Source organism: Microlunatus speluncae (assembly GCF_009299835.1).
Classification (GTDB): domain Bacteria; phylum Actinomycetota; class Actinomycetes; order Propionibacteriales; family Propionibacteriaceae; genus Microlunatus; species Microlunatus speluncae.
The window spans coordinates 61,909-87,694 of sequence record NZ_VKCZ01000018.1 but is presented as its reverse complement, the minus strand read 5'-3'; the positions used below and the strand labels follow the sequence as shown (position 1 = coordinate 87,694).

Here is a 25,786-nt window from a genome sequence, read left to right as displayed (position 1 = left end):
CGATCCACAGTAACCCGAGGCCCAGACGTTGGGGAACCAATTCTCCCCGCGGGCCGCGACTTCGATTCCCGCCGTCAGGCAGGGATCGCTTTGAGCGACGTCAGGACGTCGTCGATGATCCCGTATTCCTTGGCCTGCTCGGCCGTCAGGTACTTGTCCCGCTCGATGTCCCGGCTGACCTCGGCCTCGTCCTTGCCCGTGTCGGAGGCGAGCATGCTCTCCATCAGGGCGCGGATCCGCAGGATCTCCCGGGCCTGGATCTCGATGTCGGAGGACTGGCCGTAACCGCCCTCGGTGGCCGGCTGGTGGATCAGGATCCGGCTGTTCGGCAGCGCCAGCCGCTTGCCCTTGGTGCCGGCGGCCAGGATCACCGCGGCGGCCGAGGCGGCCTGGCCGAGGCAGACCGTGCGGATGTCGGGCTTGATGTAGCGCATCGTGTCGTAGATCGCGGTCAGCGCGGTGAACGATCCGCCGGGGCTGTTGATGTAGATCTCGATGTCCCGCTCCGGGTCCATCGACTGCAGGCAGAGCAGCTGGGCCATCACGGCGTTGGCGATCTCGTCCGAGATCGGCGTGCCGAGGAAGATGATCCGGTCCTCGAACAACTTGGTGTACGGATCGATCCGGCGCATGCCGTAGGAGGTGCGCTCTTCCCACTGCGGGATGTAGTAGTCCATCCGCGGCGCGTAACTGCTGGGGTCGCCGCCGAACGTGGTCGGGTTCATGGGGTGCTCCTTGTTCACTACGTCGGCGATCACTGGGTCGGCGAGTCGGACGGGATCTGCGCGGCCGAGGTGAACACGTGGTCGATGAACCCGTACTCCCTGGCGTTCTCCGCGGTGAACCAACGGTCCCGGTCGGAGTCGCGCTCGATCTGCTCCAGCGTCTGGCCGGTGTGCTCGGCGATCAGGTTCTGCATCACGCTCTTGATGTGCAGTGACTGCTCGGCCTGGATCTTGATGTCGCTCGCCGTGCCGCCGAGGCCGCCGGAGGGCTGGTGCATCATGATCCGGCTGTGCGGCAGTGCATACCGCTTGCCCTGGGTGCCGGCCGAGAGCAGGAACTGCCCCATCGAGGCCGCCAACCCCATCGCCACCGTCGCGACGTCGTTCGAGATCCAGCGCATGGTGTCGTAGATCGCCATGCCGGAGTCGACCGAGCCGCCGGGGCTGTTGATGTAGAGCCAGATGTCCTTGTGCGGATCCTCGGCGTTCAGCAACAGCATCTGGGCACAGATCGCGTTCGAGTTCTCGTCTCGAACCTCAGTGCCGAGGAAGATGATCCGATTCCTCAGCAGCGACTGATAGACCTGATCGTCGAGCCCGAAGCCCCCACCGCGTTCCGCCATCTGTTCTGCGTTCACGGGCACGAACCTACCCGGTGGGAACCTCGCGGCAGAGGGCATCCCGCCCCTGTTCGCTGACGGCGCACGACACGGGCCGCTGACTCCCGGACGGCGGCCACACGGCCTCCGATTAGATTGGACGGCGTGACCACACTCTCCGACTTCAGCGCGACCTCGATCACCGGCGGCGACATTTCGCTGGCCGACTACTCCGGCCGGGTGACCCTGGTGGTGAACACCGCGTCGAAGTGCGGGCTCACCCCGCAGTACGAAGGCCTGCAGAAGTTGTACGACAACTACGCCGACCGGGGCTTCGTCATCCTCGGCTTCCCCTGTGATCAGTTCGGGCACCAGGAGCCCGGGGCCGAGGCCGAGATCGCCGAATTCTGCGAGCTCAACTTCGGTGTGACGTTCCCGATGTTCGCCAAGATCGACGTGAACGGCGCCGGCGCGCACCCGCTCTGGAGCTGGCTGCGGACCGAGAAGGGCGGCGTGCTCGGTGACGCGATCAAGTGGAACTTCACCAAGTTCCTGATCGGGCGGGACGGCAACGTGATCAAGAGGTTCGCGCCGCAGACCGCCCCTGATCAACTCGGCGACGACATCGAGCGGGCCCTCGCCGAAGCATGATCAACTCATAACGTGCACTGAGCCTGTCGAAGTGCCGAGCCACATGATCATGTGACTTGCCCCCTTCGACAGGCTCAGGACATGCTTCGACAGGCTCAGGGAACGATCAGGTCATTCGGCCTTGGCGCCGACCGGCTCCTCGGTCTCGACCTCAGCCTCGTCGGTCTCTTCGGCCGGGTCGGCCAGGGTGCCGTCGGGCTGCAGCCGGTCAAGATCAACGGCCGCGCCGGCGGTGTCGGTGATCGTCGCCGCCTCCACCACCAGGGCCAGCGCCTTGCCGCGCCGGATCTCGGTCATGTATTCGGTGATGTGCTGCGGGTGCTCCTGCATGTGATCCGCGATCTCCTGCGGATTCTGGCCCTGCCGCTGCGCCAGCTGGATGATGTGCTGGGTCAGGTCGTTCTGATCGACCTGGAGGTCGCGCTCCTCGCCCAACTTGTCCAGCACGATCTGCGCCTTCATCGCGTCCGCGGCCCGCTTCTCGACATCGGCCCAGAACGCCTCTTCGGTCTCGCTCTCCTCGGTCTCGGCGAGGTACTGCTCGAGCGTCATCCCGGCCTGGCCGAGCTGCTGCGTGATCTGGCCCTTGCGCGCCTCGACGTCGGCGGCCAGCACGTTCTCCGGCAGGTCGAAGTCGATCTTGCCGATCAGCTCCTCCAGCACCTTGTCCCGGGCATCGCTCGCCTGCTCCAGCCGGCCCATGTTGCCGAGCCGGGTGCGGATGTCGGCGGTCAGCTCGTCGATGGTGTCGAACTCGGAGGCCAGCTGGGCGAACTCGTCGTCCAACTCGGGCAGGTTCTGCTCGGCCACCGCGGTCACCGTGACCTTGATGTCGGCGTCCTCGTCCTTGTGGGCGCCGCCGATCAGCTTCGAGGTGAAGGTCGTGGATTCGGTGGCGGACAGCCCGGTAACGGCGTCGTCCAGGCCTTCCAGCATGGTGCCGGAGCCGATCTCGTACTCCATCCCCTCGGCCGTGGCGTCGTCCAGCGTCTCGCCGTCGATGCTCGCCTCGAGGTCGATCGTGACCACGTCGCCCTCGGCGGCGGCCCGCTCGACCGTCTCCCGGGAGCCGAACCGTGCCCGCAGCGCGGTCAGTTGCTCGGTGACCCGCTCCTCGTCGACCTCGACCGGCTCGACGGTGACGGCCAGCGAATCCAGCTCGGGCAGCTCGAAGTCGGGCCGCACGTCGACCTCGGCGGTGAACTCGATCAGCTCGTTGTCCTCGAGCTTGGTCACCTCGATGTCGGGCTGGGCCAGCGGGGCCAGCTTGTTGTCGTTGATCGCCTGGCCGTAGAACCGCGGCAGCGCGTCGTTGATCGCCTCCTGCAGCACCGTGCCCCGGCCGAACCGCTGGTCGATCACCATCGGCGGAACCTTGCCCTTGCGGAAGCCGGGGATGTTGATCGACTGGGCGATCGACTGATACGTCTTGTCCATGCTCGGCTTGAGTTCGTCGAACGGGACCTCGACGGTGATCTTGACCCGGGACGGGCTCAGCTGCTCGACGGTGCTCGGCACGTACAAACTCCTGATGGAAGGGCGGGCGAAAGGTCGGCTCTGCGCAGGCTGAAAGCAGCCTCGCGTGAGACCGAACCATCGTAGGCGTCGGCCCCGAAGGGCACCAAATCCCGGCCGCTCGGCGCGGAGTAATGTCACGTTTCAACAACTCGCGCTTTGGGAGAGGACACGTCTGTGACGACTCGTTTTGGGGTCTTCGTTCCGCAGGGCTGGCGAATGGATCTCGCCGACATCGCCGATCCGATCGAGCAGTACGAGGCCATGACCGCGGTGGCGAAGGCCGCCGACGCCGGGCCCTGGGACTCGATCTGGGTCTATGACCACTTCCACACCGTCCCGGAACCGACCAGGAACACGACATTCGAGTGCTGGACGGCCACCTCGACCCTGGTCCGGGACACCAGCCGGATCAACGTCGGCCAAATGGTCGGCTGCAACGGCTACCGGCATCCGTCGCTCTACGCCAAGATCGCCTCGACCGTCGACGTAGCCAGCCACGGCCGGCTCTACGCGGGCATCGGCGCCGGCTGGTACGAGCACGAATGGAAGGCGTACGGCCACGAGTGGCCGGAGCTGAAGGACCGGATGGGCGCCTTCCGCGAGGCGGTCCAGATCGTGCACAAGATGTGGACCGAGGACAACCCGGTCTTCGAGGGCAAGTACTACTCGATCGACGGGCCGTACAACGAGCCGAAGGGTGTCCGGAAGCCGCACCCGTCGCTGTGGATCGGCGGTGGCGGCGAGAAGGTGACACTCAAGCTGGTCGCCCAGTACGCCAACGCGGCCAACATCGGCGGCGGCGATCCGGAGACGCTGAAGCAGAAGGCCGCGATCCTCAAGGGCCACTGCGACAAGGTCGGCCGGGACTACTCCGAGATCATCAAGTCGACCAGCCTGAACGTTTTTCCGATCGCCGACGGGGAGGACAAGGAGAAGGCGCGCGAGCGGGCGTTCCGTGGTCTGCCGGACGTCGCCATCGAGCGGTTCGGCGATCCGATCAAGACGGTGTCGGAGATCAGGGCCGAGGTGGAGCAGCTGGTCGAGGCCGGCGCCGACTACGTGATCTGTTACATCCCGTCGCTCGCCTATGATCACGAGCCGCTGCAGCGGTTCGCCGACGAGATCATCTCGCAGTTCGCCTGATCTCACGATGCGTCCGGCCGGGAGCGGGTCCGGCCGGACGCGGCGTGGGCGAGGATTTCTCCTCGATCGCCTTCGGCATCACCCAGATCCGGCAGCAGTTCGGCCTGGATCCGCTGATGACAGGCGTGGTCAACGCGGCGATCATGGTCGGCTCGGTGGTCGGCGCCTCGGCCGGCGGCATCCTGGTCGACCGGTTCGGCCGCTATCGGCTGTTCATGGCCGACATGATCTTCTTCGTCGTCGCCGCGATCGGTTGCGCCCTGGCCCCGGACGAGTGGTGGTTGATCTTCTTCCGGTTCGTGATGGGCATCGGGGTCGGGCTCGACCTGCCGGTGGCGATGGCCTTCCTGGCCGAGTTCTCCTCCCTGCGCGGTAAGGGAAACCGGTCGCAACGGGTGAACGCCTGGTCCCGGCCTGGTATGCGGCGACCGGTTTCGGCTATGTCGTCGTTCTGGTCGCCTTCCTGTCCTTGCCCGAATCCGGGCAGCCGTTGCTGTGGCGGATCGTGGTCGGCTTCGGTGCCGTGCCGGCGCTGGTCGTGTTGCGGCTACAACGCGGTCGCGTACGGTACGCCGTTGATCATCTCCACCCTGTTCCAGCAGGGTCCGTTGATCACGATCGGCGGCTCGCTGGTGATCAATCTGGTGTTCGGGGTCGGCGGCGGGCTGGTCGGGGTCGCACTGGTCAGCCGGGCCGGATCGCGGCGGCTCGCGCTGGCCGGCTTCGGACTGCAGGGCGCCGCGTTGTTGATCTTGGCATGGGTCGGCATCCCGACCGGCCCCTTGATCGCGATCGCAGTGCTGATGCTGGCGGTGTTCATCTTCGCTCAGGCCGGCGGGCCCGGCGCGCAACTGATGGCGTACGCGACGCTGAGTTATCCGTCCAGCCTGCGCGGCACCGGCGTCGGCTTCAACGAGGCGGTGAAGCGGGTGTTCTCGATCGTCTCGCTGTTCTTCTTCCCGATCCTCGCCGGCGCGCTGAACACCGGCGTCTTCTGGATCATCGCGATCTTCCCGCTGCTCGGCCTGCTGGCCCTGCTGCTGGTCCGCTGGGATCCGAACGGCGTGGACACCGACGCCGAGGAATACGCCGCCCAGCAGCGCGCCGGCGGCTGATCCCGGGCACCGCGGCCGTGCTCAAGTTGTGATCACCGATGCCTGCGCGCCGTCCGGAGATCGCTCACACTGGTGACAACGCAGTACCGATCCCGACCGAACCCCCCTGATCCTCTCGGCGGGATCTGCTCTACCCCGGGAATCGCCCTGGCCCCACCGTCGTGGCCGGGGCGATTTCGGCGTCGGCCGGTCGGGGACCTGCCATGATCGGATCATGATCGACCACATCGGAATCCAGGCCGAAAATCTCGCCGCCAGCGCCGGCTTCTACGACCGGGTGCTCGCGCCCCTCGGCCAGCGCCGGGTGATGGATTTCGGCGAGGCGATCGGGTACGGCAGCGGCGATCATCCCGACTTCTGGATCGGTCGCCGGGAGGACCAGATCCCGAACCGGCCCATCCATCTGGCCTTCGTCGCCCCGGATCGCGACGCCGTGCTCGCCTTCGGCGCCGCCGCCGAGGCCGAGGGAATGGAGATCCTGCACGCACCTCGGGTCTGGCCGGAGTATCACGACAACTACTTCGCGGTCTTCGTCCGCGACCCGGACGGCAACAACGTCGAGGCGGTCTGCCACCACCCGTGATCTTTGCCGTCCCCTTCGGCGACGCTGACCAGGCGCCACCACAACTCCCCGCGTATTCCGTTCACAGCAGGTCGCGATGTTCGGCGACAATCTCGGTGATGTCTTCGAGCGTCGGCCGCACGCCGTAGACCAGTTCCTGAGCTGCCTGCACCCCAACAGCGATCGCAGCTCGCGATTCATGATCTCGATCGAACGCCGGACTTTCGGCATATCCACCGTCCGGGCGCGGTGTCCAGGGAAATCCGGCTTGAGCACTGTGGGAGTTGATGTCCTCAACAAGGGCAGAAAGCCCAGCGTCGCCGAGCGCAACGAGAGCCTGCCTGACGCCGACGTTTGCCAGCAGGCAGTGGATGTCGTAGAAGTGACGCCCGAATTTAGCCAGCGCACCGGTATCCGATCTCGCTGCGGCATCATGGACAGCCGCGATCTTTTCGAGAAGGGTTCGCTCCGGAGACAGGGTCGTGACATCAAAGGGGGCGAATTCTTCCCACACGTGTTCGTCCTCAGGTATTTCAGCGAGCACGAAATCGGTAAGCATCGACCGGTAGGAGTGCACTACGACGGGAAAGGTTCCGCCGCGGCTACCCAGCTCGAGGAGCACCCCCTCCTTCAGTCCGCTGCCGGCCGTCTCCACCGGATAGCGATAGTTCGTGTATCGCTTGATCCCTGTCGTTGAACTACCCGGCACGACGTCGCCAGCCGTGCCAACATGCGCGGACACCTCGGCATCCACCAGTTTCAGGATCTTGTGGCGAGCACCAGGCGCCGCCTCATCGTTGAAGACTGCGATCAGATCGATGTCCTCGGAGAATCTTTGAGTGAGTCCGAAGACGCGGCTCAGACTCGTGCCACCTTTGAAGATGAAGGTCGTGTCGGCGGAATGTCCGTCGGGCAAGCGAACTGGGCGCGTACGCGAGGCCACTCTCAAAACCTCCGTGACCCAAAAATCCTTCTCGATGTATGCAGCACTGATGCCGTAGTAATCCGCAGCCCTCGCGACCAGCACATTCAGCGCGTCGGGGTCGTCACGCAGGCGGACGGTCATGCGGCCGCAAGATCATCGGCCAACCGGACGAAGTTGGATCTCACCGTAACGTGCCGCTCACCATGGACTGCCGCCCGCAACGCGTCTTCGCGAACCTCACCTGCAAGCACAGCCTCCCGAACCTTGCCGACGAATGCGTCCCACCCTGCCTCGATGTAGACCTCGGGAGCACGGAGTAGTTCCAACAGCGCTATCTCCTTCTCGTTCAGATCGACCCTGGACAGATTTCGTCGCAGAACCTGCTTCACGCCGATCAGGTTGTCTACCTGCCGCAGGGTAGACACTTCGAACGCCGACGGAAGTTGGGTCGTCACGCCCCAAGCGCGGGCGGCGGAGTACCCGGCCGGGCCTACCCCACGGGTGCCGAGCACTTCACGGACGACCTGAGTGATCCGCGGCCGAGTCATCCCATACCGTGTCCGGCGGCCGCGGTAGTACAGGCCCTTCCGAATGTGGATGAGCTCGCCATCATGCGCCGCTCTGGAGGCCGCCTTCCGGGCGGCGTCAGGGGTCCCTGGGAGGCTGGCTACCCGCACGAACGCCGCCACGGGCGTTGCCCGGATGGCTGCAGCAGGCGAGATCGACCTCATGTCACTGAAGTGTACCGGGAACGTGACATTGTCCCCGGCTCACGTTGCTACCCATGCTGCGGACTGACAGCCCGCCGATCGCAGTTGGTCCGCGAGCGGCGCCGCCACTAGAATCAGCCGATCCGCTCCGGGAGTTGGTGCCGGAGGACGGGGCGTGGCCCAGTGGCTAGGGCACCTGCTTTGGGAGCAGGGGATCGCGGGTTCGAGTCCCGCCGCCCCGACCATCAGATCCGCAGGGTCGAGTCAGCTCGGGGCGTCGAGGTCGAGGATCAGGTGGTGGGTGCCGTCCGGGTCGACGACGATCGAGCCGGTGCCGGTCAATCCCGCCAGAGCCTCGGTGCCGCTGTCCGGCACGACCAGCAGCTTCTCGTCGTAGCGGTCCTGGCCGTGCGTGGAGGCCAGATGGATCAGGTTGATCGCGCCGGAGCGGCCGCCGATGCTGCCCTCGAAGGACTCCAGGGCGACATAGCTGCCGGCTCCGGTCTCGGTGTTCAGGGCGCCGGTGAACTGGGTGCTGGCCCGGCCCTCGATGTCGCCGGTGAAGGTCTTGATCATGGTGGCGTGGCCGACCGACGCCGCCGTCTTGATCGGCGGGACGTGGTCGGACTCGGTCCAGTCGGAGACGGTGAAGATTCCTCGTACCTGCATGACGACGACCCTAATCGAGCCCGGGCCGTGATCACTTGAACGAATCCGACATCAGGCCGGGGTGCGGCCGCCGAGTCGATCGGACAACTGACCGGCGACCCGGACGACCGCCTCGACCACCCGCTCCCGGACTTCATGATCGATCTCGATCGAGTAGGTGACCGCGACGCTGGCGACCGGGTGGCCCTGGGTGTCCAGGACCGGGCGGGCGATCGTGCTCAGGCCCGGCGTCACCATCCCCTCCTCCACCGCATAGCCGCGGGTCCGGGCGTCGGTGAGCAGCCGGCGCAGCTCGGTCGGCGTGGCCGGGCCGCGGTGATCACGCTGCACCAGCGCCGCCGGTCCCGGGAACAGCGCGGTGATCTGCTTGGCCGGCAGCTCGGCCAGGATCGCCAGGCCGCTCGCCGTCACCGATGCCGGCAGCCGGACCCCGACGTCGGTCACGAGCTGAGGCAGGCCCGGCGCCCGCTCCTCGATCACGAAGAAGACGTCGGTGCCGTGCAGCACTGCAAGTCTCGCGTGCTGGCTGAGCTCGGCGGCCAGCCGGCGCAGCGGTGGTCCGGCGATTCGTTGTAGCAGGCCCTGGCGTTGGTAGGCCGTACCGAGTTCGTACGCGGCGACGCCGAGCGCGTACCGCTGCCGGTCGGCCAGGTGGCTGACGAAGCCATGATCACGAAGGATGCTCAGCAGCCGATAGGTGGTGGACCGCGGCAGCCCCAGCCGGGCCGCGACCGTGCCCGCGGTGACCGGCTCCGATTGCCGGGCGAGCAAGGTGAGTACGGCCAGCACGTGGTCGGCCGCCGGAGCACCGGACATGACCCGATTGTCTCAGATCCGAGACAGAACCTGCCGCGGCGGTACTGGCCGAAGCCCTGCCGGTTGCACTCCAATGAGGTCATGGACACTGTCGACACCGGGCCCGGGACCGTCGAGCTCGGGATCGGGCCGCTCACCGCGGCGGAAGTGATCGCGGTCGCCCGGGACAACGCGGTCGTCCGGCTCACGCCGGAAGCGCGGACCGAGGTGCGCCGCAGCCGCGCGGTGATCGAGGCGCTGGCCGGCGACACCGAGCCGCACTACGGCGTCTCGACCGGCTTCGGTGCCTTGGCGACCAAGCACATCCCGGTCGAACGCCGGGCCGCCCTGCAGGCCGGGCTGATCCGGTCCCACGCGGCCGGCTCCGGCCCCGAGGTCGAGCGCGAGGTGATCCGGGCGCTGATGTTGCTGCGTTGCTCCACGCTGGCCACCGGCCGGACCGGCATCAGGGAGGGCACCCTGGACTGCTATCTGGCGCTGCTCAACACCGGCCTCACCCCGGTGGTGCACGAGTACGGCAGCCTCGGCTGCTCCGGTGATCTTGCCCCGCTGGCTCACTGCGCGTTGGCCCTGATGGGCGAGGGTGTCGTCCGTGATCATGATCTTCGACTGATTCCGGCCGGCGAGGCGTTGCCGGCCGCCGGGATCGAGCCAGTCACCCTGGCCGAGAAGGAAGGTCTGGCGCTGATCAACGGCACTGACGGGATGCTCGGCATGCTGCTGCTGGCCATCGCCGAGCTGCGGTCGTTGATCACCGTGGCCGACCTGACCGCGGCGATGAGCGTCGAGGGCTTGCTCGGCACCGATCATGTCTTCGCCGCCGACCTGCACGCGCTGCGACCGCAGCCCGGACAGGCCTTGTCCGCGGCCAATCTGCGGACGCTGATGGCGGACAGCGAGATCCGGGCGAGTCACCAGGTCGAGGACTGTCCGCGGGTGCAGGACGCGTACTCGCTGCGCTGTGCGCCGCAGGTCGCCGGCGCGGCCCGGGACACCGTTGATCATGCCGCCCTGGTCGCCGAGCGCGAGTTGGCTTCGACGATCGACAATCCGGTGATCACCCTGGACGGCCGGGTCGAGTCCAACGGCAACTTCCACGGCGCACCGATCGCGTACGTGCTCGACTTCCTGGCCATCGTCACCGCCGATCTGGCCAGCATCGCCGAACGCCGGACCGACCGGTTCCTCGACCCCGCCCGCAATCACGGCCTGCCGCCGTTCCTGGCCGGCGATCCCGGGGTCGACTCGGGTCACATGATCGCGCAGTACACCCAGGCGGCGATCGTCTCGGAGTTGAAGCGGCTGGCCGCGCCGGCGTCGGTCGACTCGATCCCGTCCTCGGCGATGCAGGAAGATCACGTGTCGATGGGCTGGGCCGCCGGTCGCAAGCTGCGCCGGGCGGTCGACGGGCTGCGTCGGGTGCTGGCGATCGAGTTGATCACCGCCGCCCGCGGTCTGGAGCTGCGGGCACCGCTGCGGCCGGGCCCGGCCGCGGCGGCCGCGATCATCGTGCTCCGGGAGGCGGGCGTCGCCGGGCCGGGCGCCGACCGCTGGCTCGCCCCGGAGATCGAGACCGCCGTGGGCGTGATTGCCGACGGCAGCCTGCTCGCCGCTGTCCTGGCCGTGACCGGACCACTGCGCTGACCGACCAGAACCGACGGAGGAGATGATCATGGAAGGTGCGAGGCCGGTACGGGCGGCGCGCGGGACCACGTTGACGGCGCGGTCGTGGAGCACCGAGGCGCCACTGCGGATGTTGATGAACAACCTTGATCCCGAGGTCGCGGAGCGGCCGGATGATCTTGTCGTGTACGGCGGCACGGGGCGGGCGGCGCGGGACTGGCGGTCCTTCGATGCGATGGTGCGGACGCTGACCACGCTGGCCGAGGACGAGACGATGCTGGTCCAGTCCGGGCGGCCGGTCGGGGTGATGCGGACCCACCCGTGGGCGCCGCGGGTGCTGCTGGCGAACTCCAACCTGGTGGGCGACTGGGCGAATTGGCCGGAGTTCCGCCGGCTGGAGCAACTCGGGCTGACCATGTACGGCCAGATGACGGCGGGCTCCTGGATCTACATCGGCACCCAGGGCATCGTCCAGGGCACCTACGAGACGTTCGCCGCGGTGGCCGAGAAGCGGTTCGGCGGCACGCTGGCCGGGACCCTGACGCTGACCGGCGGCTGCGGCGGGATGGGCGGCGCACAGCCGCTCGCGGTCACCCTGAACGGCGGTGTCTGCCTGATCGTCGACGTCGTCCGCAGCCGGCTGCAGCGCCGCGTCGATCATCGCTATCTCGACGAGATCGCCGATGATCTTGATCAGGCGATCGCGATCGCCGCCGAGGCCAAGCGGGATCGCCGGGCCTGGTCGGTCGGCGTGGTCGGCAACGCGGCGACGATCTTCGCTGAGTTGCTGCGGCGCGGCGTGGAGATCGACATCGTCACCGATCAGACCAGCGCCCACGACCCGCTGAGCTATCTGCCCGAGGACATCGATCCGGACGACTGGCCCGATTACGCGGCCAAGAAGCCGGAGGAGTTCACCGACCGGGCCCGGGAGTCGATGGCCAAGCAGGTCAAGGCGATGGTCGAGTTCGCCGACGCCGGCGCCGAAGTGTTCGACTACGGCAACTCGATCCGCGACGAGGCCCGCAAGGGCGGCTACCCGCGGGCGTTCGACTTCCCCGGCTTCGTCCCGGCCTACATCCGGCCGCTGTTCTGCGAGGGCAAGGGACCGTTCCGCTGGGTCGCGCTGTCCGGCGACCCGGCCGACATCGCCGCCACCGACCGGGCGGTGCTCGACCTCTTTCCCGACAACGACCGGCTGCAGAAGTGGATCCGGGGTGCGCAGGAGAAGATCAGCTTCCAGGGACTGCCGGCCCGGATCTGCTGGCTCGGGTACGGCGAGCGGGACCGCGCCGGGCTCGCGTTCAACGACCTGGTCGCCTCCGGCCAGGTCAAGGCGCCGATCGTGATCGGCCGTGATCATCTCGACAGCGGCTCGGTCGCCAGCCCGTACCGGGAGACCGAGTCGATGCAGGACGGGTCGGACGCGATCGCCGACTGGCCACTGCTCAACGCCATGATCAACACCGCCTCCGGCGCCAGCTGGGTCTCGATCCACCACGGCGGCGGCGTCGGCATCGGCCGGTCGATCCACGCCGGGCAGGTCACCGTCGCCGACGGCACCGAGCTGGCCGCGGAGAAGATCGCCAGGGTGCTGACCAATGATCCCGGGATGGGCGTGATCCGGCACGTTGACGCCGGCTACGACCGGGCCCGGGAGGTCGCCGCCGAACGCGGGGTGCGGGTCCCGCTCAGCGAAGGAGAATGATCATGACCGGCGCAGCGACGAGCACGGGACCTTCGACCGGCACAGCCGGCGGGAAAGGCGGAGTGATCGAGGCCCGGTCGATCGAGGTGGTGCCGGACGGCGAACGGCACGGGAAGCCGATCAGCCAGTTCACGCTCTGGTTCGGCGCGACCACGCAGATCACCGCGGTGGTCGACGGCGCCCTCGCCGTGGTGTTCGGCGCCGACCCGATCTGGGCGATCATCGGGCTGCTGATCGGCAACCTGCTCGGCGGCGCGGTGATGGCGCTGCACTCGGCCCAGGGGCCGTTGCTCGGGCTGCCGCAGATGATCAGCAGCCGGGCTCAGTTCGGTGTCTTCGGCGCGGCCATCCCGTTGCTGCTGGTGATCGTGATGTATCTCGGTTTCGCCGCCACCGGCACCGTGCTGTCCGGCCAGGCGATCAACCAGATCATCGGCATCTCGCTGCCCTGGGTCGGGATCGTGATCTTCGGCCTGCTGACCCTGCTGATCGCCCTGCTCGGCTACAAGGTGATCCACCGGATGGGCCGGATCGCGACGGTGCTGGGCGTGCTCGGCTTCGGCTTCCTCACCGTGCAGGTGTTCCGCACCGTCGACGTCGGCGCGCTGATCGGCGGCATGCAGTTCGCCTGGCCGCCGTTCCTGCTCAGCGTCGCGCTCGGCGCCGGCTGGCAGTTGACCTTCGGCCCGTACGTCGCGGACTACAGCCGGTATCTGCCGCGGTCGACCAAGCCGCGGACGACGTTCACGTACACCTTGCTGGGCAGTGTGATCGGTTCCCAGTGGTCGATGACCCTCGGCGCCCTGGTCGCCACCCTGCCCGCCCTGGGCGGTCAGACGTTCCTGGCCAACCAGGTCGGCTTCCTCGGCGCGATCGCCGGACCCGGTCTGGCGGCGATCGCGATCTATCTGGTGATCGTCAGTGGCAAGCTGACGGTGAACAGCCTGAACGCCTACGGCGGCTTCATGTGCGCGCTGACCACGGTCGCCGGCTTCCGTCGAACGGCGACGGTGAGCCGGCTGGTCCGCGGCCTCTACATCACCGGGTTCATCGCGGTGTCGGTGATCATCGCGCTCGCCGCCTCGGCCGACTTCCTGGACAACTTCAAGAACTTCGTGCTGGTGCTGCTGATGGTGTTCACTCCGTGGAGTGCGATCAACCTGATCGACTTCTATCTGATCTCCAAGGAGCGAGTGGACGTGCCCAGCTTGTACGACCCGGACGGCCGCTACGGGCGCTGGAACGTCCGCGCGCTCGCCTGCTATGCGATCGGCATCGCCGTGCAGATCCCGTTCCTGGCGCAGAAGCTCTACACCGGGCCGATCACCGAGCTGCTCGGCGGCGCCGACATCTCCTGGATGGTCGGGCTGGTGATCACCGGCGGGCTGTACTACCTGTTGGCCCGCGGCAACCGGGATCGGGTGCCGGCGTGACCGGCGGCGTGACCGGGCTGCTCGAGGCCATTGGGTCGATCGGCCGGGACGCCGGCTCCGGCGGCTTTCGCCGCTTCGCCTGGACCCGGGATGATCATGATCTCGGCGAGTGGTTCGCGGCCGAGTGCACGGCCCGCGGGCTGGACCTGACCGAGGACCGGGCCGGCAATCAGTGGGCCTGGTGGGGCGATCCGGACGCGGCTCCGGGCCGGGCCGTGGTGACCGGATCCCATCTGGACAGTGTCCCCGACGGCGGCGCCTTCGACGGCCCGCTGGGCGTGATCAGCGCGCTGCTGGCGGTGGACCGGCTGCGGGCGGACGGATTCACGCCGGCCCGGCCGATCGGCGTGGTGCGGTTCGTCGACGAGGAGGGTGCCCGGTTCGGCGTCGCCTGTGCCGGCTCCCGGTTGATCACCGGCGAGCTGACCGCCGACCGCGCGCTCGGTCTGACCGACGCCGACGGGATCAGTTTGGGCGAGGCGCTGCGGACCGCCGGCCGGCCGGTCGAGGTCGGCCCCGATCCCGAGGCGCTGCGCCGAATCGGGACCTTCGTCGAGCTGCATGTCGAGCAGGGCCGGGCCATGATCGAACTCGGCGCCCCGGTCGCCGTCGGCAGCGACATCTGGCCGCACGGCCGGTGGCGGATCGACTTCGCCGGTGTCGCCGATCATGCCGGCACGACGGCGCTGACCGACCGGTCCGACGCCATGATCGGGTTCGCCCGGCTGGTCCTGGCGGCCCGCGACGCGGCCGAACGGAACGGCTGCCTGACCACGGTCGGCAAGTCCCGGATCGTGCCCGGCGGGGTGAACGCGATTCCGTCGGCGGCGACCGCCTGGCTGGACGCCCGGGGCGCGACCGAGGCCTCGGTCCGGGCCGCGCTGGCCGACCTCACCGCCGCCGCCGCAGCTGATCACGGCGTCGTCACCGAGGAGTCCTGGACCCCGGTGACCCGGTTCGATCCGGAGTTGATCACCCGGCTGGCCACCCTGCTCGGCGGCGATGATCAGCCGGCTCCGGTGCTCGGCACCGGCGCCGGGCACGACGCCGGGATCCTGGCCCGAGCCGGCATCCCGTCGGTGATGATCTTCGTTCGCAACCCGACCGGGGTGTCGCACTCCCCCGCCGAATGGGCCGAGCCGGACGACTGCGACGCCGGGGTGACGGCCCTGGCGGCGACCCTCGCCGACCTGGCCGGCCGGCCATGACCGCGTCCACCGGCTACTGGGCCGAGCACGCGTTCCTCCCGGACGGGTGGGCGCGCCGGGTCCGGTTCGAGGTAGTGGCCGGACGGTTCGGCGCGGTGATCACCGACGCCGATCCCGAGCCGGCCGACGACCGGTTGCCGGGGGTCGTCCTGCCCGGCCTGGCGAATGCGCACTCGCATGCCTTCCACCGCGCGCTGCGCGGCCGTACCCAGGGTGGCCGCGGCTCCTTCTGGACCTGGCGGGAGGCGATGTATCGGCTCGCGAGCCGGCTCGACCCGGACAACTACCTCGCCCTGGCCCGGGTGGTCTACACCGAGCTGGCGTTGGCCGGCTACACGGCGGTGGGCGAGTTCCACTACCTACACCATGATCAGGGCGGCCGTCCGTACGCGGATCCGAACGCCATGGGCCTGGCCTTGATCACCGCGGCGGAGGAGGTCGGGATCCGGATCACGCTGCTGGACACCTGCTACCTCGCCGGCGGCCTCGAGCCGAACGGCCACCGGCCGTTGGACCCGGTGCAGCAGCGGTTCTCCGACGGCGACGTCGAGCGGTGGCAGTCCCGGGTCGCCGAACTCTCCGGCACCCCGCTGGCCAAGATCGGCAGCGCCGCTCACTCGGTGCGCGCGGTCCCGGCCCATGCCCTCGGCCCGTTGGCCGAGGCCTTCCCGCACGCTCCGTTGCACCTGCACCTCAGTGAGCAGCCGGCCGAGAACGACGCAAGCGTCGCCCACTACGGCCGCACCCCGACCCGGTTGGTCGACGAGCACGGGCTGCTCGGCACCCGGACCACCGCCGTGCACGCCACTCACCTGACCGGCGACGACATCGACCGGCTCGGCCGGAGCGGCACCGCCGTCTGCTTCTGCCCCACCACCGAACGTGATCTTGCCGACGGCGTCGGTCCGGGCAGGGAGTTGCTCGACGCGGGCAGTCCGCTGTGCCTCGGCTCGGACCAGCACGCGGTGATCGATCCGTTCGAGGAGCTTCGCGGCCTGGAGCTGAACGAGCGGTTGATCACCGGCGAGCGCGGCCGGTTCGGTCCGGAGGAGTTGATCACCGCCGCCGGGCCGGCCGGCCATCGCAGCCTGGGCTGGGACGAAGCCGGCCGGATCGCCGTCGGCGCGGCGGCCGACTTCGTGGTGATCGGCACCGATTCTGTCCGCACCGCCGGCTGCGACCCGGAGCAACTGCACTACGCCGCGACCACCGCCGATGTCCGACGGGTCGTGGTCGGCGGTGTCACCCTGGTGGTCGACGGTGAGCACCGCGACGGCACCCCGGACCTGGCCGTGCTCGATCGACTGTGGGAGGAACGATGAAACACCTCTGTGCCCGGGCGGCCGGGAGGACGGCCCGGTGAGCAGTTCGTTGATCACCGGCATCGGCCAGCTGATCACCTGCGACGGCTCGGGCCCGGACGGCCTTGGCGAGCGCCGTGATCACGCGGTGATCGCCGAGGACGGCCTGATCGCCTGGATCGGTGCGGTCGGCGCGGCTCCGGCCGCGGATCGGAGGGTCGACTGCGGTGGCCGCACCGTGATCCCCGGCTTCGTCGACTCGCATGCTCACCTCGTCTTCGCCGGAGATCGCGCCGCGGAGTTCGCGGCCCGGATGACCGGCACGCCCTATGACGGCGGCGGAATCGGCACCACCGTCGATGCCACCCGAGCCGCCTCCGATGATCAACTTCGCCCGCTGGTCGCGGCCCGGGTGGCCGAGGCCCGGCGGCAGGGCACCACCACGCTGGAGATCAAGAGCGGCTACGGGTTGACCGTCGAGCAGGAGGCTCGGACGCTGCGGCTCGCGGCCGAGCAGACCAGCGAGACCACCTTCCTCGGCGGGCACGTGGTGCCGGCCGAGTTCGCCGCCGACCGGGCGGGTTACGTCGATCTCGTCTGCGGCCCGATGCTGGCGGCGGCGAGACCGTACGCGCGCTGGATCGACGTTTTCTGCGAACCGAACTCGCCGCATGCCTTCACCGCCGAGGAATCGCGCGCCATCCTGACCGCCGGTCGGGAGGCCGGTCTCGGGCTCCGGGTGCACGGCAACCAGCTCGGCCCGGGTCCCGGCGTCGGGCTCGCGGTCGAGCTCGGCGCGGCCAGTGTTGATCACTGCACGTTCCTGAGCGACGCCGACATCGCCGCCCTGGCCGACGCCCGGGAGACGACCGTGGCGACCTTGCTCCCGGGGGTCGAGTTCTCGACTCGCTCGCCGTACCCGGATGCTGCCCGGCTGCTCACCGCCGGTGCCACCGTGGCGTTGGCGACCGACTGCAACCCCGGCACCTGCTATTCCTCGTCGATGCCGTTCATGATCGCCCTCGCGGTCCGAGAGCTCGGCCTGACACCCGCCCAGGCCCTGCTGGCCGCGACCGTCGGCGGTGCCCGAGCCCTGCGCCGGACCGACGTCGGCGCGATCATGATCGGCCGCCGCGCCGACCTGACCATGATCGACGCCCCGACGTACCTCCACCTGGCCTACCGCCCCGGAATGCCCCTCACCCGCACCCTGGACCTGCCCGCCGCCCTCCCCGCACCCGAGTAGTCCGAAGCCGCACTCAGGAGCCAGCGAGGCCGACCCACCTCGCTTCGCCCCACCTACTCCGCCTTCGCCCCCACCGCAGAGGGAGCGAAGGCGCAGGAAAGGGGGCGAAGGGCAGTGAGCAGCCCCAAAAGGCCGAACCGGGCTCAAAACACCCAGCCCAGGCACCAGCGACAGTGCACCCAGCACCCGGCGACGACGCCAGCCGGCTCTCCTTCGCCCCACCTACTCCCCCTCCGCCCCCACCACAGAGGGAGCGAAGCCGCAGGAAAGGGCGCGAAGGGCAGTGAGCAGCCCCAAAAGGCCGAACCGGGCTCAAAACACCCAGCCCAGGCACCAGCGACAGTGCACCCAGCACCCGGCGACGACGCCAGCCGGCTCTCCTTCGCCCCACCTACTCCCCCTCCGCCCCCACCACAGAGGGAGCGAAGCCGCAGGAAAGGGCGCGAAGGGCAGTGAGCAGCCCCAAAAGGCCGAACCGGGCTCAAAACACCCAGCCCAGGCACCAGCGACAGTGCACCCAGCACCCGGCGACGACGCCAGCCGGCTCTCCTTCGCCCCACCTACTCCCCCTCCGCCCCCACCACAGAGGGAGCGAAGGCGCAGGAAAGGGGGCGAAGGCAGGCCTTGCAGGTGGGAGGCCGGTGGTATGACTTGATCAGCGGAAGAACTGCTCGGTGTCGGTGGCGACGATCTCGCCGTCGACGTCGAAGATCGACAGCGGGTCGTCGTCGGCTTCGTCCTCGTCGAGTTCGGCGTCCTCCTCGTCGATCTCGACCGGGTCCGGCTGCAGGAAGATCGTCTCCGACCAGAGCGGCCGGACGCCGGCGGCGCCCCACAGGCCGTCGACCCCGCGGGCGTTGACGATCAACCTGATGGCGCGGGACACCGACATCGGCGCGGGGTCCAGGACCGAGGGCGGAGCCTGGCCCGACTCCGCGCCGGCCTCGCCGCCGTCGGTCAGCAGGGCCGACTCGTCGACGATCATGAAATCGGTCCGGGTCAGCCGGGTGATCAGCGAGGATTCGGCCTCTCCGTCCGGCTCGGGCAGCAGGTCGACCAGCTCCTCGAACGGAGCCGGCACGCCGCAGTGATCGAGTTGGCACTCGGCGTAGTCGGCCAGCAACTCCCGGACCGTCTCGGCCGCGTCGTCCAGCTCCGACAGGTCCTCGCCGTCCCGGGCCCGCGCGGCCAGCTCGACCTGGGTCGACAACGCCTCCAGCAGCCGTTCCCCGGCCAGTCGGACCGCCGCGGCGGATTCGGCGGAGAACTCCGCGTCAGCGGTCATGATCACCACGGGTCGACGAAGGAGTACCAGTCCCCGGAGAGGTGCTGGTATTGGATCGGATCCGTTCCGTCGCCGCCCGGCTCGGTGGCGACTCCCTCCCGCTGGGCCCCGGCCGGACCTTCGGGGAGAAAGGCGAAGCCGGCGCCGTTGAGCAGGCCGCCCTCCGGTTCGTAGTAGAGGAAGCCGGTGCCGATCGCCACGCAACGGCTGACCGGATAACTGCCGATCCGGGTCGGGCACGGCCCCTGCCAGACTCCTTCGATCGCCGGCTGCCGCTCGGCCGCCACCTGGTCGAAGGTCGCCGCGTGCGCACCGAACCGGGCCCGCAACGGCAGGTCGGACTCGGCCAGCACGAACAGGCCGATCAGCACCACCGCACCGATGATCACCGCCGGGATCAGCGTCCGCCGGGCAAAGCAGATGATGCCGTTGATCAGCAGGAAGGACGCGGCCATCAGGCTCAGCCCGGTGCCGACCACGGCCATGATCACCTGTGCCCCCGGCACACTGTTGGCCCAGCACAACACCAGTCCGGCGATCACCGGCAGGGCGATCGCGATGATCAGGACGGGCAGCGGCGGATGCCACGGCTGGACCGGTGTCGGCAGCGGCTTCGGCGAGCGCGCCTTGGGTGCGGACATGGCGCAAGCGTATTCGCTGTGAGTCAGCGGCCCGGACCCCCTTGAACCCCCGCACGCTCCGCCCACGGCCAAGCACTATTCTCCGGGGGTGCACATCGTCGTCGACGCCGCCGCGCTGGCCGAGGCCGCGCCGTCCGTGGCCCGGGTCATCCCGAACCGGCCGTCAACTCCGATCCTTGCGGGCATGCTGATCGAGACCGGCTCCGGCGGCGTGTCACTGTCCGGTTTCGACTACGAGTCCTCGGTCCGGATCACCGTGCCGGCGGAGATCCAGCGCCCCGGGAGTGCCCTGGTGCCCGGCCGACTGCTGGCCGAGATCGCCGGCGCGTTCCCGCCCGGGCCGATCTCGATCATCGCCGGCGCCAACGAGGTCGAGCTGTCCGGCGAGGGCACGACCTTCGTTCTGCAGACGCTGCCGGTAGCGGACTATCCGGCGCTGCCCGAGACGCCGCCGGTGGCCGGGACGATCGACCTGGCCGAGTTCGACCGGGCGGCGCACCAAGCCGTGATCGCCGCCGGCCGGGACGAGCTGTTGCCGATCTTCACCGGCGTGTTGCTCGACATCGACGGCGCCGAGCTGACCCTGATGGCAACCGACCGCTACCGGATGGCCGTCCGCAGCCTGGACTGGGAGCCGGCCGACGATCAGGCCAAGGCCCGGCTGCTGGTGCCCGCCCGCGGTCTCGCCGCCGTGACCCGCGGGCTGCTGCCGGGCAGCCGGATCGAGCTCGGCTTCGATCCGGATCCGACCGGCGTGCCGACCATCTCGTTCTCCGGCCGGAGCCGAACGGGTGAGGTCCGGCAGACCTCGCGGCTGATCGATGGGGCCTATCCCGACTTCGGCCCGCTGCTGCTGGTCGAGCCGGACACGACGGTCCGGGTGGCCGTGCCCGCGCTGCGTGAAGCGGTCCGCCGGGCGGCGCTGGTGTTGGAGCGGAACACGCCGCTGCGCCTGAGCTTCGAAGATCAACAGTGCGGCCTGACCGCGGCATCGTCCACCGCCGGCCGGTCCAGCATCACGCTGCCGACCGTGAACGAGTTCCTCGCTCCGGAGCGGGTCGACCTCGCCGGGTTCAATCCGGGCTACCTGATCGACGCCCTGTCGGTGATCGACACGCCGTACGTCGAGTTGGCGATCACCGAGCGACAGCGGCAGTGTCTGGTCACCGGATTGTCCGAACTGGAAGGCAATCCGGACGTTGCCTACCGGCATCTGATCAAGACCCTACGGCTAGCGGACTGAGATCACACTTGAATTAAAGTGAGGTTGAGGTTGCACCCTTGACCGCATGAACAGCTACGCAGACCTGGATCGCCTGCTCGGGCTGATGACCGGGGACGAGAAGCACGGACCGAGCGCGACCTCGACCCTGGACGTGCTCTGGGTGCTGTACGACCGCATCCTCAACGTGACGCCACAGACGGTCGACGACCCGGGCCGGGACCGATTCCTGCTGTCCAAGGGGCATGGGCCGATGGCCTACTACGCCGTGCTGGCCGCGAAGGGCTTCCTCGCCGAGGAGGTGTTGCCGACCTTCGGCGACTACGACTCGCCACTCGGCCATCACCCCGATCGGCTGCTGATCCCCGGCGTGGAGATCTCCAGCGGTTCGCTCGGTCACGGGCTGCCGATCTCGATCGGGCTGGCACTCGGGCTACGGGCTCGAGCCCACCAGCGGGACGATGCCGGCCGCGACCAGCGGCCACGGGTGATCACGCTGATCGGCGACGCGGAGTTCGACGAGGGATCGAACATCGAGGCCGTCGTCTACGCCGGCGCCGTCGGCCTGGCCAACCTGACCACGGTGGTGGTGGACAACCACTCCTCCAGCCACGGCTGGCGCGGCGGCATCGCCAGCCGGTTCGCCGCCGAGGGCTGGCGTACCCACGAGGTGTCCGGTCGTGATCATGAAGCCCTGGCCACCGCCTTCGCCGCCACCGCACCGGACCGGCCGACCCTGGTCGTCGCCGACGTCGAACCGAAAGGATGATCATGACCAGCCTGCGATCCCCCGTCCGAGACCATCGGATCTCCTGGACCGGTGACTACGCCGACGACGTCCGGGAACAGTTCGTGATCACCACCAGCGACCTGATCCGCAACGATTCGCGGGTCGCCGTGGTGCTGGCGGAGATCACCGCCGCCCAGTTCCTCCCGGTCGCGAACGAGCACCCGGACCGGGTGATCAACGTCGGCATCCGCGAGCAACTGATGGCCAGCGCGGGCGCCGGGCTGGCACTGGCCGGCTTTCGGCCGATCGTGCACAGCTTCGGCGCCTTCGTGATCGAACGGGCCTGGGAGCAGGTCAAGCTCGACTTCGGACATCAGGAGCTCGGCGGCATCCTGGTCGGCGCCTACGGTTCGTACGACTGGCCGGCCGGCGGCCGGACCCACCAGGCGCCGGGTGACGTGGCCCTGTTGGACACCTTGCGCGATTGGACCGTCCACGTGCCCGGCCATCCGGCCGAGCTGGACCGGCAACTGCGCCGGGCCGCCCTGGGTGACGACCGGGTCTACCTCCGGGTCGGCGACGGCCAGAATCCCGATCCGCTCGGCCGCGAGGACGACCGAATGGTGCTGCTCCGGGAGGGCCGCCGCGGCACGATCGTCGCCGTCGGACCCACGCTGCACAAGGTGTTGCCGGCCACCGAGGGTCTCGACGTGACCGTGCTCTACGCCTCGACCGTGCGGCCGTTCGACGACGCCACCCTGCGCGCCACGCTCACGGCGCCGAACGTGATCATGGTCGAGCCCTACCTGGCCGGGACCTCCGCCGCCCAGGTGTCCCGGGTGTTGGCCGATCTTCCGCACCGGCAGCTCGGGCTGGGCGTCGGCGATCCCGATCCGCACCGCTACGGCGAACCGGAAGACCATGATCGACTGCACGGGCTGGATCCGGCCGGGATCAGGGCCGCGGTGAGCCGGTTCCTCGAGTGACGTGGCCGGCTCGGCCCACGGACGGCAGAGTCACTTGAAGTCGAGTACGTCTTTACGTAATATTGGACAATGCTTTCGACGAGTGACCGGACGGAGCGGACGACCTGGGGATTGTTTCCGGCGGCAGCACTGAGGCTTCCGGCGCAATACCTGGGCATCGCCCTGATCATCGCGACCCTGCTCGCCGGCCTGGTCGCTTCGCTGGCGGGAACGAGGCTGCCGAGCGCGGTGATCAATATCCTGGCCACCGCGGCGTTCGTGGCCATCATGCTGAGCGTGGTGTTCACGATCGTCTCGCCGGTCGACCGGTCGGCGCCGCTCAGCCTCGGAGCACCGGTCCGCGGTCCCTGGCAGGTGATCAACTCGCCGACCAGTCGGGTGCCGAGCCACGGCACGCATGCGTACGGGCAGGCCTATGCGGTCGATCTGGCGTACGCGCCCCCGGACGTCGACCGCCCGGTCTTCGGCCAGGCCGGCGGGCACTTCCTCGACAGCGCCAGGTTTCCGGCATTCGGCCAACCGGTGATCGCGGTCGCCGAGGCAGTCGTCGTCCGCGCCCACGACGGGCAACGTGATCACCGCAGCCGGTCGTCCTGGCCCGCCTTTCTGTATCTGATGATCATCGAGAGCATCGTGCGCTCCATCGGACCGCCGCGCTGGGTGATCGGCAACCACCTGGTGCTCCGGCTGGCCGACGGCAGCCACGTCCTCTACGCCCACCTGAAGCGCGGCAGCCAGCGGGTCGGGGTCGGCGACCGGGTCCGGGTCGGGCTGCAGCTCGCCGAGTGTGGCAACTCCGGCAATTCGACCGAACCGCACCTGCACGTCCAGCGGCAGGACCGGCCCGGCGTCCTGCTCGCCACCGGTCTGCCGTGGACGATCGACGGCGACGAGCTGCCGCCGAACGGGAGCATCCTCGACGGGCCGACCGCCTCCTGACCTGGCCGGTTCTTCCCGGCCGCGGAGTCGGCAGCCGGTTGTCGGCGCCGCCGGCTAGCGTGCTCGGGCATGAGCAGGAACAGTCAGGCGAAGCGGGCCGCCCGGGCCAAGCAGCGGTCCCGGCAGCGGGCCCACCAGCGGCAGGCTCCGCCGGGCCACAACCCCTGGGCGGATGCTTGGGCCGGCCTCGGCGCCGAACCCCAGCCCAGCGACTTCGACCGCGCCCTGCAACTGCTGCGGTCGGTCGGCCACAGACCTTCGACCATGATCATCGAGGAGCTGGCCGCGATCCCGCAGGAGACCGGTTACGAGACCGCCGGCCGATATCTGCTGGCCTGTGTGCGGGAGTCGTACGGTCACGGCTGGCTGCCGGCCGAGCTGGTCCGGCAAACGCGGCTCAAGGGTGATGCCACCGTCGCCGACCTGGCCGGCTGGCTGGTCGGCGCCGAACGCGCCCTCGACGGGGTGTCGTCGGTCGATCAGCGCTGGCGCCGGCAGTTCGAGTCGGCCGAACCGCCCTCGTTGGACACGGCGGACCGCTGGGTCGCACGGTGGGCGCGGTTGCGCGGCCTCCCCATCCCACCATCGTCGCGACCCTGATCAGGCTGCTCGAGGTCGTCGTCCACCTGCCGTCCGTCCAGTTGCTGGTCCCGCCGCCACCGGGGATCCCGGCCGCCGGCCGGGTGCTCGGGGTGGCCACGACCGACGTCAACCCGATCCTGATCAAGGTCCGGGCGCTGCTCGCCAAGGCCGAGTCGACCGGGCACGAGGCCGAGGCCGCGGCGCTCACCGCCAAGGCCCACGAGTTGATCACCCGGCATGCGATCGACGCCGCGACGCTGGACCACACCGATCAGCGTGACCCGGGCCGGCCCGCCGTGATCCGGCTGGCGGTGGATCCGCCGTATCCCGACGCCAAGGCGCTGCTGCTGCAGATCGTCGCGGAGGAGACCCGGTGCCGGACCTTGTTCGCGAAGGAGCTTCAACTGACGACCGTGATCGGCTACCCGGCCGACCTCGAGGCCGTCGACCTGCTCTTCACGTCCCTACTGGTCCAGGCCCAGCAGGCCCTCGCGCAGACCGCGGCCGGGTCGGCGCCCGGCTCGCGGTCGCGATCGGTGAGTTTCCGATCGGCCTTCCTGCAGGGATTCGCCGGCCGGATCGGGGAACGACTGGCCGAGGTCAATCGACTCAGCTACGCCGACCAGGAGGCCGGCACCTTCCTGCCCGTGCTCCGATCGCAGGAGGAACGGATCGGCGAGTTCATCGACGCCGAACTGGGGGGCCGGACGATCCGGTCCAGCGTCCGCGGCGGTTACGACCCGACCGGCTATCAGCACGGCGTGCTGGCCGGCGACGCCGCCGAGTTCACCGCGGGAGCCGTCCGGCGCTGACCGGCCGGCGTCAGATCGGCCGGTCGATCCGGTGCAGGTGATGCAGCGGCGGGTCGATCGGGTTGTCCGGCACGAGGTCGGCGGAGGCGATCCGGACCAGGCCCGCCTTCTCCAGCGCCCGCCACGACCCGATGTTGCCGGCGGCCACCGGCACGATGATCGCCGGCGCATCCGGGTGATCGATCCAGGTCCGTTCGACCAGCGCCAGGACCATCCGGGTGCCGACACCCCGACCGATCATCCCGCCTTCGCCGATCAGATAGTCAATGGTCACCGTGCCGGGCGGCACCTCGATGTGGGCGGCGACCTCGGCCCGATAGTCGGGGTAGTCGTCGAACCGGGATCGCTGGATCAGGCCGAACGGCACGCCATCGAGCAGGGCCAGGAAGTCCTCCGACGGCTCCTCACCCCGGGCGGCCGGGCCGAAGTCGCGGGCCACTCCCTCGGCCGAGAAGTCATGGTTCCACCAGCGCGCCACGTGAGCCCGGGACAGCCAGCGGGCCAGCAGCGGGAAGTCGGCCTCGGTGACCAACCGGAAGGTGATCGGCTCGAACCCGGCGCCGCCCGCCGGGTGATCTTCCGGTCGATCGGCCATGCGCCATGCCTATCACGCCGGCCGGCGGCCGGGTCGGCGTTT

At 69.2% G+C, this 25,786-nt stretch carries 26 protein-coding genes and 1 tRNA gene; 17 read left to right on the top strand and 10 right to left on the bottom strand.

The features are described from left to right. Positions 1-74 precede the first annotated feature (74 nt). Together FNH24_RS21905 and FNH24_RS21900 are read right to left on the bottom strand one after the other, a co-directional pair. A complete protein-coding gene (locus FNH24_RS21905; protein WP_175047906.1) occupies positions 75-725 on the bottom strand; it encodes an ATP-dependent Clp protease proteolytic subunit in 651 nt (216 codons plus the stop codon). Positions 726-754: 29 nt separating this feature from the next. Then, positions 755-1,348 carry an ATP-dependent Clp protease proteolytic subunit gene (locus tag FNH24_RS21900; RefSeq protein WP_152364451.1) on the bottom strand — a complete coding sequence of 198 codons (594 nt, stop codon included), beginning with the start codon at positions 1,346-1,348 and terminating at the stop codon, positions 755-757. A gap of 141 nt (positions 1,349-1,489) precedes the next feature. Between FNH24_RS21900 and FNH24_RS21895 the strand changes: the two genes are divergently transcribed. After that, positions 1,490-1,975: a glutathione peroxidase gene (locus tag FNH24_RS21895; protein WP_152364375.1), complete on the top strand. Its 486-nt coding sequence runs from the start codon at positions 1,490-1,492 to the stop codon at positions 1,973-1,975. A 111-nt stretch (positions 1,976-2,086) separates the two neighbouring features. On the opposite strand, the gene tig is transcribed toward FNH24_RS21895, so the two are convergent. Further along, on the bottom strand, positions 2,087-3,493 hold the full coding sequence (gene tig / locus FNH24_RS21890) for a trigger factor (RefSeq protein ID WP_152364374.1): 1,407 nt from the start codon (positions 3,491-3,493) through the stop codon (positions 2,087-2,089). 174 nt (positions 3,494-3,667) lie between these two features. Between tig and FNH24_RS21885 the strand changes: the two genes are divergently transcribed. The 3 genes from FNH24_RS21885 (at position 3,668) to FNH24_RS21875 (ending at position 6,334) form a co-directional block, all read left to right on the top strand. Next, positions 3,668-4,636, top strand: a complete 969-nt coding sequence (locus FNH24_RS21885; RefSeq protein ID WP_152364373.1) for an LLM class F420-dependent oxidoreductase — start codon at positions 3,668-3,670, stop codon at positions 4,634-4,636. 44 nt (positions 4,637-4,680) lie between these two features. Beyond that, a complete protein-coding gene (locus tag FNH24_RS21880; protein WP_161606257.1) occupies positions 4,681-5,751 on the top strand; it encodes an MFS transporter in 1,071 nt (356 codons plus the stop codon). Between the two features lie 214 nt (positions 5,752-5,965). Continuing rightward, positions 5,966-6,334: a VOC family protein gene (locus FNH24_RS21875; protein WP_152364371.1), complete on the top strand. Its 369-nt coding sequence runs from the start codon at positions 5,966-5,968 to the stop codon at positions 6,332-6,334. 61 nt (positions 6,335-6,395) lie between these two features. On the opposite strand, the gene FNH24_RS21870 is transcribed toward FNH24_RS21875, so the two are convergent. Together FNH24_RS21870 and FNH24_RS21865 are read right to left on the bottom strand one after the other, a co-directional pair. Continuing rightward, positions 6,396-7,379 carry a nucleotidyl transferase AbiEii/AbiGii toxin family protein gene (locus FNH24_RS21870; protein ID WP_152364370.1) on the bottom strand — a complete coding sequence of 328 codons (984 nt, stop codon included), beginning with the start codon at positions 7,377-7,379 and terminating at the stop codon, positions 6,396-6,398. Continuing rightward, entirely contained in the window at positions 7,376-7,969 is a 594-nt protein-coding gene (locus FNH24_RS21865; RefSeq protein ID WP_152364369.1) for a hypothetical protein, read from the bottom strand. Before FNH24_RS21865 ends, FNH24_RS21870 begins: the two co-directional genes overlap by 4 nt. A gap of 148 nt (positions 7,970-8,117) precedes the next feature. Between FNH24_RS21865 and FNH24_RS21860 the strand changes: the two genes are divergently transcribed. After that, positions 8,118-8,193 (top strand) — tRNA-Pro (locus tag FNH24_RS21860). A 19-nt stretch (positions 8,194-8,212) separates the two neighbouring features. Here FNH24_RS21860 and FNH24_RS21855 read toward each other — a convergent pair. After that, positions 8,213-8,617 carry a DUF3224 domain-containing protein gene (locus FNH24_RS21855; RefSeq protein ID WP_152364368.1) on the bottom strand — a complete coding sequence of 135 codons (405 nt, stop codon included), beginning with the start codon at positions 8,615-8,617 and terminating at the stop codon, positions 8,213-8,215. 51 nt (positions 8,618-8,668) lie between these two features. Further along, positions 8,669-9,433, bottom strand: a complete 765-nt coding sequence (locus FNH24_RS21850) for an IclR family transcriptional regulator (protein ID WP_152364367.1) — start codon at positions 9,431-9,433, stop codon at positions 8,669-8,671. A gap of 81 nt (positions 9,434-9,514) precedes the next feature. Here FNH24_RS21850 and hutH point away from each other — a divergent pair, with 81 nt between their 5' ends. Genes hutH through hutI form a run of 6 tightly spaced genes read left to right on the top strand, consistent with a single transcriptional unit; the run spans position 9,515 to position 17,952 of the window. Then, the gene (hutH, locus tag FNH24_RS21845; protein WP_152364366.1) at positions 9,515-11,077 is read left to right on the top strand and encodes a histidine ammonia-lyase; all 1,563 of its coding nucleotides are present in this window, start codon (positions 9,515-9,517) and stop codon (positions 11,075-11,077) included. Positions 11,078-11,105: 28 nt separating this feature from the next. Beyond that, a complete protein-coding gene (hutU, locus tag FNH24_RS21840; protein ID WP_152364365.1) occupies positions 11,106-12,764 on the top strand; it encodes a urocanate hydratase in 1,659 nt (552 codons plus the stop codon). Positions 12,765-12,766: 2 nt separating this feature from the next. After that, the gene (locus FNH24_RS21835) at positions 12,767-14,197 is read left to right on the top strand and encodes a purine-cytosine permease family protein (protein ID WP_152364364.1); all 1,431 of its coding nucleotides are present in this window, start codon (positions 12,767-12,769) and stop codon (positions 14,195-14,197) included. Beyond that, entirely contained in the window at positions 14,194-15,405 is a 1,212-nt protein-coding gene (locus FNH24_RS21830) for an allantoate amidohydrolase (RefSeq protein ID WP_152364363.1), read from the top strand. The genes FNH24_RS21835 and FNH24_RS21830 overlap by 4 nt, the downstream gene beginning before the upstream one ends. Further along, positions 15,402-16,727, top strand: a complete 1,326-nt coding sequence (locus FNH24_RS21825; protein ID WP_152364362.1) for a formimidoylglutamate deiminase — start codon at positions 15,402-15,404, stop codon at positions 16,725-16,727. The genes FNH24_RS21830 and FNH24_RS21825 overlap by 4 nt, the downstream gene beginning before the upstream one ends. Positions 16,728-16,764: 37 nt before the next feature. Continuing rightward, positions 16,765-17,952, top strand: coding sequence for an imidazolonepropionase (gene hutI / locus FNH24_RS21820; protein WP_152364361.1), 1,188 nt, complete (start codon positions 16,765-16,767; stop codon positions 17,950-17,952). A gap of 655 nt (positions 17,953-18,607) precedes the next feature. Here hutI and FNH24_RS21815 read toward each other — a convergent pair. Beyond that, on the bottom strand, positions 18,608-19,237 hold the full coding sequence (locus FNH24_RS21815) for a hypothetical protein (RefSeq protein ID WP_152364360.1): 630 nt from the start codon (positions 19,235-19,237) through the stop codon (positions 18,608-18,610). Between the two features lie 2 nt (positions 19,238-19,239). After that, a complete protein-coding gene (locus FNH24_RS21810; RefSeq protein WP_152364359.1) occupies positions 19,240-19,878 on the bottom strand; it encodes a hypothetical protein in 639 nt (212 codons plus the stop codon). Between the two features lie 88 nt (positions 19,879-19,966). Here FNH24_RS21810 and dnaN point away from each other — a divergent pair, with 88 nt between their 5' ends. From dnaN to FNH24_RS21785, 6 genes are all read left to right on the top strand, one after another. Then, positions 19,967-21,121, top strand: a complete 1,155-nt coding sequence (gene dnaN / locus FNH24_RS21805; RefSeq protein WP_152364358.1) for a DNA polymerase III subunit beta — start codon at positions 19,967-19,969, stop codon at positions 21,119-21,121. A 46-nt stretch (positions 21,122-21,167) separates the two neighbouring features. After that, positions 21,168-21,869: a thiamine pyrophosphate-dependent enzyme gene (locus FNH24_RS21800; protein ID WP_152364357.1), complete on the top strand. Its 702-nt coding sequence runs from the start codon at positions 21,168-21,170 to the stop codon at positions 21,867-21,869. A 2-nt stretch (positions 21,870-21,871) separates the two neighbouring features. Beyond that, positions 21,872-22,816 carry a transketolase family protein gene (locus tag FNH24_RS21795; protein WP_152364356.1) on the top strand — a complete coding sequence of 315 codons (945 nt, stop codon included), beginning with the start codon at positions 21,872-21,874 and terminating at the stop codon, positions 22,814-22,816. A 69-nt stretch (positions 22,817-22,885) separates the two neighbouring features. After that, the gene (locus tag FNH24_RS21790) at positions 22,886-23,755 is read left to right on the top strand and encodes a M23 family metallopeptidase (RefSeq protein ID WP_152364355.1); all 870 of its coding nucleotides are present in this window, start codon (positions 22,886-22,888) and stop codon (positions 23,753-23,755) included. 69 nt (positions 23,756-23,824) lie between these two features. Continuing rightward, the gene (locus FNH24_RS31565; RefSeq protein WP_161606256.1) at positions 23,825-24,355 is read left to right on the top strand and encodes a hypothetical protein; all 531 of its coding nucleotides are present in this window, start codon (positions 23,825-23,827) and stop codon (positions 24,353-24,355) included. Beyond that, positions 24,307-25,149, top strand: coding sequence for a DUF2786 domain-containing protein (locus tag FNH24_RS21785; RefSeq protein WP_161606255.1), 843 nt, complete (start codon positions 24,307-24,309; stop codon positions 25,147-25,149). The genes FNH24_RS31565 and FNH24_RS21785 overlap by 49 nt, the downstream gene beginning before the upstream one ends. A 10-nt stretch (positions 25,150-25,159) precedes the next feature. On the opposite strand, the gene FNH24_RS21780 is transcribed toward FNH24_RS21785, so the two are convergent. Then, entirely contained in the window at positions 25,160-25,744 is a 585-nt protein-coding gene (locus tag FNH24_RS21780; RefSeq protein WP_152364353.1) for a GNAT family N-acetyltransferase, read from the bottom strand. Positions 25,745-25,786: the final 42 nt, after the last annotated feature.

Excerpts from the sequence above, each read along its gene's own strand:
- FNH24_RS21810 (WP_152364359.1), bottom strand. The coding sequence starts at position 19,878 with ATGTCCGCACCCAAGGCGCGCTCGCCGAAGCCGCTGCCGACACCGGTC.
- FNH24_RS21800 (WP_152364357.1), top strand. The coding sequence starts at position 21,168 with ATGAACAGCTACGCAGACCTGGATCGCCTGCTCGGGCTGATGACCGGG.
- FNH24_RS21795 (WP_152364356.1), top strand. The coding sequence starts at position 21,872 with ATGACCAGCCTGCGATCCCCCGTCCGAGACCATCGGATCTCCTGGACC.
- FNH24_RS21825 (WP_152364362.1), top strand. The coding sequence starts at position 15,402 with ATGACCGCGTCCACCGGCTACTGGGCCGAGCACGCGTTCCTCCCGGAC.
- FNH24_RS21850 (WP_152364367.1), bottom strand. The coding sequence starts at position 9,433 with ATGTCCGGTGCTCCGGCGGCCGACCACGTGCTGGCCGTACTCACCTTG.
- FNH24_RS21780 (WP_152364353.1), bottom strand. The coding sequence starts at position 25,744 with ATGGCCGATCGACCGGAAGATCACCCGGCGGGCGGCGCCGGGTTCGAG.
- FNH24_RS21835 (WP_152364364.1), top strand. The coding sequence starts at position 12,767 with ATGACCGGCGCAGCGACGAGCACGGGACCTTCGACCGGCACAGCCGGC.
- FNH24_RS21900 (WP_152364451.1), bottom strand. The coding sequence starts at position 1,348 with ATGGCGGAACGCGGTGGGGGCTTCGGGCTCGACGATCAGGTCTATCAG.
- FNH24_RS21865 (WP_152364369.1), bottom strand. The coding sequence starts at position 7,969 with ATGAGGTCGATCTCGCCTGCTGCAGCCATCCGGGCAACGCCCGTGGCG.
- FNH24_RS21870 (WP_152364370.1), bottom strand. The coding sequence starts at position 7,379 with ATGACCGTCCGCCTGCGTGACGACCCCGACGCGCTGAATGTGCTGGTC.
- FNH24_RS21905 (WP_175047906.1), bottom strand. The coding sequence starts at position 725 with ATGAACCCGACCACGTTCGGCGGCGACCCCAGCAGTTACGCGCCGCGG.
- hutU (WP_152364365.1), top strand. The coding sequence starts at position 11,106 with ATGGAAGGTGCGAGGCCGGTACGGGCGGCGCGCGGGACCACGTTGACG.
- FNH24_RS21815 (WP_152364360.1), bottom strand. The coding sequence starts at position 19,237 with ATGACCGCTGACGCGGAGTTCTCCGCCGAATCCGCCGCGGCGGTCCGA.
- hutH (WP_152364366.1), top strand. The coding sequence starts at position 9,515 with ATGGACACTGTCGACACCGGGCCCGGGACCGTCGAGCTCGGGATCGGG.
- FNH24_RS21790 (WP_152364355.1), top strand. The coding sequence starts at position 22,886 with ATGCTTTCGACGAGTGACCGGACGGAGCGGACGACCTGGGGATTGTTT.
- FNH24_RS21875 (WP_152364371.1), top strand. The coding sequence starts at position 5,966 with ATGATCGACCACATCGGAATCCAGGCCGAAAATCTCGCCGCCAGCGCC.
- FNH24_RS21855 (WP_152364368.1), bottom strand. The coding sequence starts at position 8,617 with ATGCAGGTACGAGGAATCTTCACCGTCTCCGACTGGACCGAGTCCGAC.
- FNH24_RS31565 (WP_161606256.1), top strand. The coding sequence starts at position 23,825 with ATGAGCAGGAACAGTCAGGCGAAGCGGGCCGCCCGGGCCAAGCAGCGG.